This is a genomic window from Robertmurraya mangrovi, from assembly GCF_034427655.1.
Lineage (GTDB): Bacteria > Bacillota > Bacilli > Bacillales > Cytobacillaceae > Robertmurraya_A > Robertmurraya_A mangrovi.
This window is the reverse complement of the sequence record NZ_JAXOFX010000030.1, coordinates 1-13,772: the sequence shown is the minus strand read 5'-3', so window position 1 is coordinate 13,772 and position 13,772 is coordinate 1. Positions and strand designations below refer to the sequence as shown.

The window sequence follows — 13,772 nt, the reverse complement described above, 5'->3', positions numbered from 1 at the left end:
GAACGAATAGGAGTGTATTATGTTTAAAAAATGGATCACTATTTCATTCGCAGCAACCTTACTATTATCTGGATGTAGTAAAGAGAAAGTGGAAGTAGGAGAGCATAAAGAAAAGAAAGTCGAAGAAGAAACGGTTAAAGAAGAGGTTATCGAAATTGCTGAAGACCCATTTCACTATCCACTAACGGGGATTGGTAGTGAAAAAGAAATTGAAGGCAGAGCGTTCGCAGTCATGATTAATAACTTCCCTCAAGCAAGACCACAGTCAGGTATTCAAAAAGCAGACGTTGTCTATGAACTGCTTGCTGAAGGAAACGTAACCCGCTTTCTTGCGATATTTCAAAGTGAGACAGGAGAAAATATTGGACCTGTCAGAAGTGCTAGAGATTACTTCATCGATCTTGCAAAAGGATATGATGCACTATATATAGCTCATGGTTATAGTCCTGAAGCAAAGAAAATGCTTCAGAACGGTACGATTGATAACCTAAATGGTATGCAATATGATGGCTCATTATTTAAAAGAGCTAGTTTTAGAAAGGCTCCACATAATTCTTACATTACTTTTGACAATGTACAAAAGGGAGCCAAGCAAGTTGGCTATAATATGGATGAAGAACCAAAAACGTTAACCTTTTTAACGGATGAGGAAGTTGAACAACTAACTGGTAGTGAAGCCAAGAAGGCATTTGTAACCTATTCCTCTGACCAACAGTTTAATGTTCAATACGAATATGATGAAACACTTAAGAAATACAAGCGTTACTCGAATGGTGACTTGACTGCGGATTATGATACGAAAGATCCCGTTCTACTAGATAATGTTTTTGTCGTAGAAACTAGTCATAAAATCATTGATGATAAAGGTAGAAGAAACATTGATTTGACATCAGGTGGAAAAGGATATCTACTTCAACGAGGGAAATGGAATGAAGTAGAATGGAAAAGTGTAGATGGAAGAATCTTACCTTTTAAAAATAACGAAGAGGTTGGACTCGTTCCAGGGAAGACTTGGATAAATGTAATACCTACAAATCCTGGGTTAGAAAAAATAGTTACTTTTAATTAGGTCTTTCAAGTTTCTCAAGTTTCATAAATCAGATAGATTATATAGGTTCCAACATTCGCTATAGATTAGGGAATAATTATAAAGGGGTAAAAACATGCAAATTGATAAATTAAGAGGAAAAGAACTCGATCAACTGTTTAATGCAGTGTTATCGTTAAAAGACTTAGAAGAATGCTATCGTTTCTTCGATGACCTTTGTACAGTGAATGAAATTCAGTCACTGGCTCAAAGATTAGAAGTTGCTCGTATGCTTCGTGAAGGAAAGACCTATCACAAAATTGAAACTGAGACGGGTGCAAGTACTGCTACTATTTCTCGTGTAAAACGTTGCTTAAACTATGGTAATGACGCTTACGAACTAGCTTTAGAGCGTATTAAAGATAACGAAATTAGTACAACTCAAGAATAATGACAAAACCGAGGGGCTCCTCGGTTTTTATTTTTGATTTTGAAATTGAAAAAAGTGGTTCTAGCTTTTGTTTTTGATTCAATTCACCAAGTGATATAATGGTGAAATGGAATAATGGAATGGAGGATAAATGGCATGTACGATGTGCGTGAATGGCGCCATGCTTTTAAATTAGATCCGAATAAAGAATTATCAGAAGAAGACTTAGAAAGAATATGTGAGTCAGGCACGGATGCGGTGATTATAGGGGGAACGGACGGGGTAACCCTTGAGAATGTCCTTGATTTAATGGCAAGAGTTCGTCGCTTTACTGTTCCTTGCGTATTAGAAGTTTCAAATATTGAATCCATTACGCCTGGATTTGACTTATATTTCATCCCGACTGTTTTAAATAGCCAAGATTCAAAATGGTTAGTGGAACTTCATCATCAAGCGGTGAAAGAGTACGGAGAAATTATGAATTGGGATGAAATTTTAGTACAAGGCTATTGTATTCTAAATGAAGAGTGCAAAGCGGCTAAGCTGACAAATGCTAGGACGAGTTTAACGGAGGAAGATGTGGCAGCATATGCCATGATAGCAGAGAAAATGTATCATCTTCCTATTTTCTATATGGAGTACAGCGGAACTTATGGTGATTCGAAAGTGGTTTCACGAGTGAAAAAAGTGTTAGAAAAAACTACACTTTTTTACGGCGGTGGTATAAAAAACCTTGATCAGGCTAAGGAAATGGCAGCATTCGCAGATGTGGTGGTTGTTGGAAATTCACTCTATGAAAATTTAGAGGAAGCATTGAAAACAGTAGAGATTAAACTGTAAAGCATTGATAATTAATCATAGAAGTTATACAATAATAAGAACATACGTTTGTTTTGGTGGTGAATAGTAGGAATGCAATATCTTTCCGATAAAATATTAAATGGTTTAAACACAGAGCAACAAAATGCAGTTAAAACGACAGACGGTCCGTTGTTAATAATGGCGGGTGCCGGTAGTGGTAAAACGAGAGTGTTAACTCATAGAATTGCTTATTTAATGGTAGAAAAAAGAGTAAACCCATACAATATCCTTGCCATTACGTTTACGAATAAAGCAGCAAGAGAAATGAAAGACCGTATTTATAACATGATGGGTGGAGTAGCTGATGAAATCTGGATTTCAACTTTCCACTCCATGTGCGTACGAATCTTAAGAAGAGACATTGATCGTATTGGATATAGTCGAAACTTCACGATCTTGGACCCAACAGACCAACAATCAGTTATTAAAAATATCCTAAAAGAAAAAAACATTGATCCTAAAAAGTTTGATCCTCGAGCCATTCTAGGATCGATTAGCAGTGCAAAAAATGAACTGATAACACCTGAAGAGTTTTCTAAAAATGCTGGTGGTTATTATGATCAAGTAGTCAGTGATGTTTATGAAGAATATCAAAAGAGATTACGTAAAAATCAGGCGTTAGACTTTGATGATTTGATTATGATAACGATTCAATTATTCCAGCGTGTGCCTGAAGTATTAGAATTTTACCAACGTAAATTTCAATATATTCATGTAGATGAGTATCAAGATACGAACCGAGCACAATATATGCTAGTTAAATTTTTGGCAAATCGTTTCCAAAACCTTTGTGTAGTAGGGGATTCAGACCAATCTATTTATAAATGGCGTGGAGCGGATATCGCCAATATCCTATCATTTGAAAAAGATTATCCAAACTCTCAAACGATTATGCTTGAACAAAACTATCGTTCAACACAAAGGATTCTATATGCGGCAAACGAAGTGATTAAAAATAACTTAAATCGAAAGCCAAAAAATCTTTGGACAGAGAATCCAGAAGGTAACAAAATTAATTACTACCGTGCAGATAGCGAGCAAACTGAGGCTCAATTTGTGGCAGGTAAAATTAAAGAAGCCGTTAGCAGTGGTAAGAGAAAGTATTCTGACTTCGCCATTCTTTATCGTACAAATGCTCAATCCCGTGTGATGGAGGAAGTATTACTTAAATCCAATATTGAATACTCCATCGTCGGCGGTATTAAGTTCTACGACCGTAAAGAGATTAAGGATATGCTTGCTTACTTAAGGCTGATTGCTAATCCAGATGATGACATTAGTTTACGAAGAGTTATCAATGTTCCTAAGCGTGGAATTGGTTCAAGCTCCATTGATAAAATTGCAAACTTTGCAACAATGCATGATATGTCAATGTTTGATGCACTTGCTTCCATCGAATTAATTGGGTTAAGTCCTAAAATTACAAAAGCCGCGACTGAATTTTACAAACTAGTAAAAGGCTATTCGGGAATGCAAGAGTATTTATCAGTAACTGAACTAGTTGAAGAAGTACTAGATAAATCCGGTTACCGTGAAATGTTAAAAGCGGAAAAGTCGATAGAGGCAGAAAGTAGACTAGAGAACTTGGATGAGTTCTTATCTGTAACGAAAAACTTTGAAGATAGTAATGATGATAAGAGTTTAGTGGCGTTCTTAACAGATCTCGCTCTAGTAGCAGACATTGATAGTTTGGATGAGGAAGGCCAGAAGGTAGATACCGTAATACTGATGACACTTCACTCTGCAAAAGGGTTAGAATTCCCAGTTGTATTTTTACTAGGGGTAGAAGAGGGAGTATTTCCTCACAGCCGTTCTCTAATGGATGAAACGGAAATGGAAGAGGAAAGAAGACTTGCTTACGTTGGTATTACTAGGGCAGAAGAGGAATTGTATATTACAAATGCACAAATGCGTACGTTATTTGGACAAACAAAAATAAATCCGCCTTCACGCTTTATTAAAGAAATTCCTGAAGATTTACTAGAAGGAGTGGAGCCTCAGCAACAAAGAAGAACAACAGTAACATCACCATTCCCTTCAAGACCAGTTGCACAAAGACCGGCTGTTACCCGTCCTGTTACAACGACAACAGGTGGGGAACAGATTGGCTGGAGTGTTGGTGATAAAGCTCAACACGGTAAATGGGGAATAGGAACGGTTGTTAGTGTTAAAGGTTCAGGGGAAAGTACGGAATTAGATATTGCCTTCCCTAGCCCAGTAGGTATAAAACGACTGCTTGCTAAATTTGCTCCTATAACAAAAGCATAATATATTTTTACTTGAGGCCCAACATCCTTTTAAATGATTGGGCCAACTGCTTTCTTATGAAAATAACGAAAGGGCTGGGTGTATGGATCTTCAAACAGCTGAAATAAGAGTAAAAGAATTGCATAATTTATTAAATCAATATAACTATGAATATCATGTACTCGACAAGCCTTCTGTTCCAGATGCGGAATATGATCGCGTTTTACATGAGTTAATTGAACTTGAGCAACAATTCCCTGAATTAAAGTCTCCAGACTCTCCTTCTGAGCGTGTAGGTGGAGAAGTGCTTGATATGTTTAGTAAAGTTCAACATCAAACACCAATGCTGAGTCTTGGCAATGCTTTTAATGAAGAAGACTTAAAAGATTTCGATCGCCGTATTAGACAAGCGGTTGGTGACAATTTCTCTTTCGTTTGTGAGCTGAAGATTGATGGTCTGGCTGTTTCTTTAAAGTATGAAGATGGTTTATTTGTACAAGGAGCAACTAGAGGAGACGGTCAAACAGGAGAAGATATTACAGCAAACTTAAAGACCATTCGCTCTATTCCTTTAAGGCTTAATGAAAATGTTTCTATTGAAGTTCGTGGAGAAGCATTTATGCCTAGAAAATCGTTTAACGCTTTAAACAAGCTGCGAGAAGAAAAAGAAGAAGAGCTATTTGCCAATCCACGTAATGCAGCAGCTGGCTCTCTTCGCCAATTGGATCCACGTATTGCCGCTTCACGTAATCTTGATATCTTTTTATACAACATTGCGGACGTTGGTGAAACAGGAGTGGTTTCTCACAGCGAGGGCTTAGATTTATTAGAAAAGCTAGGATTTAAAGCGAATCGAGAGAGAAGACGTTGCGCTAATATAGAGGAAGTAATCGAGTTTATTAATTACTGGACAGAAAAGCGTCCTGAACTTCCTTACGATATTGATGGAATTGTTATTAAGGTTGACTCTCTTGATCAGCAGCAAGAGCTAGGAACGACGGCTAAAAGCCCACGCTGGGCAGTGGCTTATAAATTTCCTGCTGAAGAAGTAGTAACAAAATTAAAAGATATCGAATTAAGCGTAGGGAGAACGGGGGTTATTACACCAACGGCAATTTTAGAACCTGTTAAAGTTGCTGGTACTACCGTTCAACGTGCTTCACTGCATAACGAAGACTTAATTAGAGAAAAAGATATTAAAATTGGTGACCAAGTAGTGGTGAAAAAAGCCGGAGATATTATCCCTGAGGTCGTAAATGTACTTGCAGAGCAGCGTACAGGCGAAGAGGTCGAGTTTAAGATGCCTACACATTGTCCTGAATGTGAAAGTGAACTAGTACGCTTCGAAGGGGAAGTGGCCCTTCGTTGCATTAATCCAAAATGTCCGGCGCAAATTCGTGAAGGACTTATCCATTTCGTTTCAAGAAATGCTATGAACATTGATGGCTTAGGAGAGAGAGTCGTTAGTCAGCTTTTTGCTGAACAGCTTATTAAAAATGTTGCGGATATTTACAAACTTACGTTTGAACAATTAATTAATTTAGAACGTATGGGAGAAAAATCTGTCACAAACCTTTTAAAAGCGATTGAGACTTCGAAAGAAAATTCTCTTGAAAAGTTACTGTTTGGGTTGGGGATCCGTCATGTGGGGGCAAAAGCTGCAAAGACGTTAGCACAGCAGTTCGAAACGATGGATCGATTGGCAAGTGCGTCACAAGAAGAGTTAACGGCCATTAATGAAATTGGTGAAAAAATGGCTGATTCGATTGTTACCTACTTTGAAATGGAAGAGGTAACTGAACTTATTAAAGAGCTGAAAGAAGCTGGAGTCAACATGGACTATAAGGGTCCTAAGCTTGTGACAGCAGAACAGTCAGATTCTATTTTTGCTGGAAAAACAATTGTTCTAACAGGAAAATTAGAAGTGTTAAGCCGAAATGAAGCAAAAGAGAAAATTGAGGCTTTAGGTGGCAATGTAGCAGGTAGTGTTAGCAAAAAGACCGATTTAGTTATTGCTGGCGAAGATGCAGGTTCGAAACTAACAAAGGCTCAAGACCTCGGGATAGAAGTTTGGAACGAGGAACGGTTGCTTGAAGAGTTAAAGAATTAGTTATGTATTAGAGAAAAGTGTATAGACACTTGATTATTAGATGTTCCAAAAATATGAGGTGAAACCATGAGGAAAATCTCAATGGCCGCTTTAATACTCATCCTTCTTGTGACCGGTTGTGCTCCGAACTTTCAAAAACAGGAGGAAGTTGTTCAAGAGAAAGATGATTCAAAAGAGAAAGCGATCATTCCAAAATATAAAATATCCGACCAATATTACCGTACGATTCTCCCTTTCAGGCCTTCGGAAGCGCGTGGGTTAGTAGTGGGTAATTTAAACACAAGGTATGATATTGATGAGTTTGAGACGGGATTAATGAGAGTGGCACAAAATACGTTTAATCCTGAAAAATACTTATTTCAGGAAGGTCAAAATTTAGACCGCCAAACGGTAAGTCTTTGGTTGAACCGTCAATTCACACCTGAGCAGTTAAAGGCTGAAAATTTAACGGAAGAACAAAATATAGGTCTCAACCCTTTAGACCCTGGTAAAGGGGATGTTCATAATCGTAATAAGAAAAACCCAATTTATTTAGCTCATATTCTTGAACACAACTACTTAGTCAAGGGAGAAGACGGGACTGTACGTTTAGGTGGAGTTGTAGTAGGTCTAGCATTAAATACTGTTCACTACTATAAAGAAAATCGAGATGGTCCAACGTTTGAACAAAAAATTGAACGTGCTGAACTTGAAAAAGAAGGAAAGAAAATAGCTCAAGAAGTGGTTTCTCGTATGCGACAAATGAGTAAATTAAAGAAAGTTCCCATTACTGTAGCTTTATTCGAACAGAAAAATCGTAACTCTGTAGTACCTGGAAACTTTTTTGCTTATTCGACTGCTCCAAAGGCAAGTTCAAAATTAAGTGACTGGGAAAAAGTAAATGAAAAGTACTTTTTATTCCCTTCAGCAGAAGCGACAAAGGATCACCGAGATGATTCTACGTCGTTCTTAAACTTTAAACAAGATGTTGAGGAGTATTTCCCGAACTTTAATGGAGTAATTGGAACGGCTTTTTATGAGGGAGATCAGCTAAGTGAATTAAGTATTGATATTCCAATTCAATTTTACGGTAAAGCGGAAGCAGTTGGATTCACACAGTATGTGACAGGGCTAGTTATGGATCATTTTCCAGACTATATCTCAGTTGAAGTTAATGTTACATCTGTTACAGGGCCAGAAGCACTGATCGTTAGAAAAGTGAACCAAGCGGAACCGTTTGTCCATATCTATCAATAGGCAAAAAAGCTGGGAATGTACTTATTCTCAGCTTTTTTGTAGTTCTAAAAGTGTATGGCCAGTTTTTATGTAATATGTAAAACTTTTCTTTTACATGGAAGTCATTTTGAATAAAGTATGTTTGCAGATAAAACCTATATTTTAGAATTTGAGGCATATTAAAAGAAACTAAACTAAGTTCTAATATTTGTCGTGGATTTATACGAAGAATAATTGAAGGTTTAAAAGAAAACATGGTAGAATGTGAGTTGAGTGTAAACGTTTTAGTACATAGGAGGCGGGAAGAATGGTACAACCATACAAACATGAACCATTTACAGATTTCACGAATGAAAAAGAACGTGAAGGCTATCTATTAGGTCTTAAAACAGTTGAAGGTTATTTAGGTCAAGACTACGATTTATTAATCGGTGGAGAGCGCATTTCTACTGAAGATAAAATTGTTTCTACTAATCCGTCTAATAAAGAAGAAGTGATCGGTCGCGTATCAAAAGCGAACCGTGAGCTTGCTGAAAAAGCGATGCAAGCAGCTGTGGAAGCATTTAAAACTTGGAAAAAAGTGAAGCCGGAAACTCGTGCGGATGTGCTTTTCAAAGCAGCAGCGATTATCCGTCGCCGTAAACATGAATTTTCTGCTCTTTTAACAAAAGAAGCAGGAAAGCCTTGGAAAGAAGCGGATGCAGATACAGCGGAAGCAATTGACTTCTTAGAATACTATGCTCGCCAAATGCTGGCAATTAAAGATGGTGTTCCAGTAAACAGCCGTCCGAATGAATTTAACCGTTATGGATATATTCCTCTAGGAGTAGGCGTTATCATTTCTCCTTGGAACTTCCCTCTAGCAATCATGGCTGGTACAACAGTAGCAGCAATTGTTACAGGTAACACGGTTCTATTAAAACCAGCTTCTACTACTCCAATTGTAGCGGCTAAGTTTGTTGAAGTAATGGAAGAAGCAGGTCTTCCTGCAGGTGTTCTTAACTTTGTACCAGGTAGCGGTGCAGAAGTGGGAGACTACTTAGTAGATCATAAAGATACACGTTTCATTTCATTCACAGGTTCTCGTGATGTGGGATTACGTATTTTCGAACGTTCTTCAAAATTAAACGAAGGCCAAATTTGGTTAAAACGTGTGATCGCTGAAATGGGCGGTAAAGATACAATCGTTGTAGATAGCGATGCAGACCTTGAGTTAGCGGCTCAATCGATTGTTGCGGGTGCATTTGGTTTCTCTGGACAAAAATGTTCGGCTTGTTCACGTGCTGTAATCGTAGAAGACGTATATGATCAAGTGTTAAATCGTGTCGTTGAATTAACAAATGAATTAACGTTAGGAAACCCTGAAGAGCAAAGCACATTCATGGGTCCTGTTATCGATCAAAGCGCATTTGATAAAATCATGAGCTATGTAGAAATCGGGAAACAAGAAGGTAAATTAATGACAGGTGGAGAAGGAGACAGCTCTAAAGGTTTCTTCATTAAACCAACAGTAATTGCAGACCTAGGGCCAAACGACCGCTTAATGCAAGAAGAAATCTTCGGGCCAGTGGTTGGTTTCACGAAAGCAAAAGATTTCACAGAAGCAATCGAAATCGCAAACAACACAGAGTACGGCTTAACAGGTGCGGTTATTACAAGAAACCGTGCACACATCGAGCAAGCTCGTGAAGATTTCCACGTTGGAAACCTATACTTCAACCGCAGCTGTACAGGTGCGATTGTTGGTTACCAACCATTTGGTGGGTTTAACATGTCAGGTACAGATTCTAAAGCAGGTGGTCCTGACTACTTATTACTTCACATGCAAGCGAAAACAACTTCTGAGATGTTCTAATAAAACGAAATTTACCCCCTTTCTCTATGAGATGAGGGGGTTTTTTGTATTTATGAAAAATTTTTTTGAGTAAAATTTGCGGAATATCAATAGTTCTTTTTAGAGTGAGCGTTCAATCAGCCCTGTACAGTTCTATCAATGCTTGAAGGGTTTATTCTTTAATGCAAAACCTATTTCTCATATTTTTTTTAAACTGGAATATATGAGCTTTTGCTTCTGTTTATGACGGTTTTGCTCAGGTTCATAAAGACTACGTACATGCATATACAATATATTACTGACCTAAAAGGAGGTGAAGAAAATGGGCCTTTCAGCTGCAACGTTTTTTTGGCTATTTATTCCCATGCCGTTATTAGTCTTGTTATCCATTTACACATACTTTACTGAGAGGAGAGAGTAGAACAAATGATATCAATACCCACCTTGGTTACATTTATTATTTATTTAGTTGGAATGTTAGCAATAGGAATTTTCTTTTACCGAATGACAAGCAATTTGTCTGACTATGTTTTAGGAGGAAGGAATCTAGGTCCTTGTGTTACCGCCCTAAGTGCTGGTGCATCCGATATGAGTGGATGGCTGTTACTAGGCTTGCCAGGTGCTGCCTACGTCTCTGGCTTCTCGTCCGCTTGGATTGCGATTGGTTTAGCCATTGGGGCTTATTTGAACTGGCAGTTTGTTGCAAAAAGGCTACGTTATTACTCGGAGATTTCAAAGAACTCTATTACTATTCCGGATTACTTTGAAAATAGATTTCGTGATCACTCGAAAATTTTAAGAGTCATATCGGCTTTTGTAATTCTCTTGTTTTTCACCTTTTATGCTTCTTCAGGAATGGTTGCTGGAGGCAAGCTATTTGAAAGTTCCTTTGGCTTTGAATATGAAACTGCCCTTTGGGTCGGTGCAATTGTCATTATTTCCTATACCTTCTTAGGTGGATTTTTAGCCGTAAGTTGGACGGATTTTATCCAAGGTATTCTAATGCTACTTGCCTTGATAGTAGTGCCTATTGCAGCGATTAGTGAAGTGGGAGGCTGGAGTGAAGCAGTAAATATAGTTGGAAATCAAAATGCAGATGGATTAGATATATTTGCTGGTACGACATTGATTGGAATTCTATCTTCACTCGCGTGGGGTTTAGGTTACTTTGGTCAACCTCATATTATAACTCGTTTTATGGCAATTAAGAATGCCAACGACATTCCTAAAGCTCGCTTAATTGGTGTTACGTGGATGGTATTAGGTTTATTTGGGGCTGTCTTTACCGGTTTTGCTGGGATCGCCTATTTTGCTAATCAACCTTTAGCAGACCCAGAAACGGTATTGATGAACTTTACTCAGGTGCTCTTTAACCCTTGGGTGGCTGGAGTTCTTCTAGCAGCGATTTTAGCAGCAATCATGAGTACCATTGATTCACAGCTACTAGTATCTTCAAGTGCAGTGGCAGAGGATTTCTATAAAGCTATTTTTAGAAAAAATGCAAGTGATCGAGAGCTTGTCTGGATAGGAAGAGTCTCTGTTATAGTCATAGCTGTAATCGCCTTAATATTAGCTATGAATCCTGATAGTTCGGTCTTAGATTTAGTAAGCTATGCATGGGCAGGCTTCGGAGCTGCATTTGGCCCTGTCATTATCATTTCATTATTCTGGAGAAGAATGAATCGAAATGGAGCTTTAGCGGGTATCATAACTGGTGCAATTACAGTGGTCGTTTGGGAAAAGTTAAAGGGTGGCCTATTCGATTTATATGAAATTGTCCCAGGGTTTATTGTTTGTACCCTTGCTATTTTCCTTGTTAGCTTATTGACTTCACCTCCAGATCAAGAGGTCCAAAATGAGTTTCAAGAGGTTGAAAAAGCACTTTAAAAATAAAGAAAAATAGACTTGATTTACTTATTAGAGAGTGTACTGTACTTTTACAGTTTCACTCTTTTTTTATGCTTTCTCAAGAAAAACTAGAATTTAATTTTATAAATTTAAATGAATACATATCAGAAAAATACAAGAATAGCTCAAAAATATTCAAATTTATTGTATTTTTATAAATAACAAACAAAATGTCGAAATATTCAACCTGTTCTGACTTTTTATCTATGTTAGGATTAACAGTGTCGCCATTATTAAGTCGTATTTATAAAATTTAAAACAAGAATTTTTATCGTTTTATCTTTGTATAACTTTACAAATAAAATGAATAAAAGTTTTGAGAGGAGTAATGCGAAGAATTTATGGAAACAGCTACGTTATTAACATTTATCGTTTATTTAGTTGGTATGCTTTTGATTGGTTTAATATCTTACAAGCTTACTAGTAACTTGTCTGATTATGTACTGGGTGGGAGAAGTCTAGGACCTGGGGTAACAGCATTGAGTGCAGGGGCTTCGGATATGAGTTCATGGCTATTACTTGGTTTACCAGGACTCGCTTATGCCACAGGATTAGATTCTATATGGTTATGTGTTGGCTTAATTATTGGTGCTTATTTAAATTGGAAGTTTGTTGCCTCTAGATTACGTTCATATACCGAGGTGGCCAATGACTCTATTACCGTCCCCGATTTTCTTGAAAACCGCTTTAAGGATCACTCTCGTATTCTACGCGTGATATCCGCTTTTGTCATCTTAATCTTTTTCACCTTTTATGCATCTTCCGGATTAGTGGGAGGAGCGCTACTATTTCAAGAAACGTTTGGAATGTCTTATAACACCGCCTTATTAATTGGTGCTGTCGTTATTATTTCATATACCTTTTTAGGTGGATTTTTAGCTGTAAGTTGGACTGACTTTTTCCAAGGACTTCTTATGTTCTTAGCATTAGTCATTGTACCTGTCGTTGCGATTATTGAACTAGGTGGCTTTGGAGCAACGATGGATACTGTAAGGAGTATCGACTCATCCTATTTAAATCCCGTTGATACGATGTCTAGTTTGGGGATCATTTCCTTACTAGCATGGGGGCTTGGATACTTTGGTCAACCACATATCATCACTCGTTTTATGGCGATAAAAACGACGGAGGAAATTCCAAAAGCAAGATGGTATGGTATGAGTTGGATGACTGTTTCTATTGTTGGGGCTATTTTAGTAGGATTAGTGGGGATTCCTTTCTTTGTAGATAATCCTTTAATTGCTGGGGATGTAGACCAGAGTGAAAAAGTGTTTATCTATTTTGCCGATGTGCTATTTAATCCTTGGGTATCTGGTATTTTACTAGCGGCCATATTATCTGCGATTATGAGTACGATTGATTCACAGTTACTTGTTTCATCCAGTGCACTAGCTGAAGATTTCTACAAAGCTTTATTTAGAAAGAATGCTAGTGATAAAGAATTAGTTTGGATTGGAAGGGCTGGGGTAGTCTTAATTGCTATTATTGCTGTTATACTAGCTTACAGTGGGAACCCTGCAAATGGTGGCTCATCTATCCTTGATTTAGTTAGTTATGCATGGGCTGGCTTTGGTGCTGCATTTGGTCCAGTAATCATCATGTCCCTATACTGGAAGCGAATGAACCGAAATGGTGCTCTTGCAGGTATGATTACAGGAGCAATAACGGTTGTTCTTTGGAGCCAGTTAACGAAAGTAGGCATTATTCCATTTGAGTTATATGAAATTGTTCCAGGTTTCTTCTTAGCTCTTCTAGCCATTATTGTATTTAGCTTAATGGGGAATTCTCCGAAAGAAAGAATTAAAGTAGAATTTGAAGAAGCAATTAAAAATGATTTAGATCAATAATATTAGTGATGGGGCTGTCCAAATAGTCATTTATATGATTATTTGAGCAGCCCCATATTATTTGTTTTAGCCTCTTAAAATGGGTCTGTTGATTTCCGTTCCAGGCGCTTCGCTTTCCGCGGGGCGGGCGGTGAGCCTCCTCGTCGCAAGCTCCTGTGGGGTCTCGCCCACTGGCTTTGCACACCTTCCAAAATAAGTAAGTTGATGTATGAAGTTATAGACAAACGCAAAAAAAGCTCCTATTGTAGAAATGTTGAATGTTTGTTCCCTAAAACAAACTTCTACAAAGGAGC

Annotated in this window: 9 protein-coding genes and 1 pseudogene; 9 read left to right on the top strand and 1 reads right to left on the bottom strand. The window is 37.8% G+C overall.

Annotated features, from left to right (window positions below; all coding sequences use genetic code 11):
- The first annotated feature begins 19 nt into the window (after nt 1–19).
- The 9 genes from SM124_RS23470 to putP (SM124_RS23430) all read left to right on the top strand — a co-directional run bounded on the left by SM124_RS23470 (nt 20) and on the right by putP (SM124_RS23430) (nt 13,479).
- On the top strand, nt 20–1,069 hold the full coding sequence (locus tag SM124_RS23470; RefSeq protein WP_322448894.1) for a DUF3048 domain-containing protein: 1,050 nt from the start codon (nt 20–22) through the stop codon (nt 1,067–1,069).
- A gap of 94 nt (nt 1,070–1,163) precedes the next feature.
- Nucleotides 1,164–1,478 (top strand): YerC/YecD family TrpR-related protein, encoded by a 315-nt coding sequence (locus SM124_RS23465; RefSeq protein ID WP_322448893.1) that lies wholly within the window; start codon nt 1,164–1,166, stop codon nt 1,476–1,478.
- Nucleotides 1,479–1,613: 135 nt separating this feature from the next.
- Nucleotides 1,614–2,297: a heptaprenylglyceryl phosphate synthase gene (pcrB, locus tag SM124_RS23460; RefSeq protein WP_322448892.1), complete on the top strand. Its 684-nt coding sequence runs from the start codon at nt 1,614–1,616 to the stop codon at nt 2,295–2,297.
- A gap of 72 nt (nt 2,298–2,369) precedes the next feature.
- The gene (pcrA, locus tag SM124_RS23455) at nt 2,370–4,586 is read left to right on the top strand and encodes a DNA helicase PcrA (protein ID WP_322448891.1); all 2,217 of its coding nucleotides are present in this window, start codon (nt 2,370–2,372) and stop codon (nt 4,584–4,586) included.
- Between the two features lie 82 nt (nt 4,587–4,668).
- Nucleotides 4,669–6,675, top strand: a complete 2,007-nt coding sequence (gene ligA, locus SM124_RS23450; RefSeq protein ID WP_322448890.1) for an NAD-dependent DNA ligase LigA — start codon at nt 4,669–4,671, stop codon at nt 6,673–6,675.
- Nucleotides 6,676–6,741: 66 nt separating this feature from the next.
- The gene (locus tag SM124_RS23445) at nt 6,742–7,911 is read left to right on the top strand and encodes a CamS family sex pheromone protein (RefSeq protein ID WP_322448889.1); all 1,170 of its coding nucleotides are present in this window, start codon (nt 6,742–6,744) and stop codon (nt 7,909–7,911) included.
- A 286-nt stretch (nt 7,912–8,197) separates the two neighbouring features.
- On the top strand, nt 8,198–9,745 hold the full coding sequence (gene pruA / locus SM124_RS23440; protein ID WP_322448888.1) for an L-glutamate gamma-semialdehyde dehydrogenase: 1,548 nt from the start codon (nt 8,198–8,200) through the stop codon (nt 9,743–9,745).
- A 408-nt stretch (nt 9,746–10,153) separates the two neighbouring features.
- Nucleotides 10,154–11,611, top strand: a complete 1,458-nt coding sequence (gene putP / locus SM124_RS23435; RefSeq protein WP_407691447.1) for a sodium/proline symporter PutP — start codon at nt 10,154–10,156, stop codon at nt 11,609–11,611.
- 362 nt (nt 11,612–11,973) lie between these two features.
- Complete coding sequence (putP, locus tag SM124_RS23430; protein ID WP_322448886.1) at nt 11,974–13,479, top strand: sodium/proline symporter PutP; 1,506 nt, start codon at nt 11,974–11,976, stop codon at nt 13,477–13,479.
- A 66-nt stretch (nt 13,480–13,545) separates the two neighbouring features.
- Here the strand turns inward: putP (SM124_RS23430) and SM124_RS23425 are convergent.
- Nucleotides 13,546–13,772: pseudogene (locus SM124_RS23425) on the bottom strand (hypothetical protein); the annotation flags it as partial.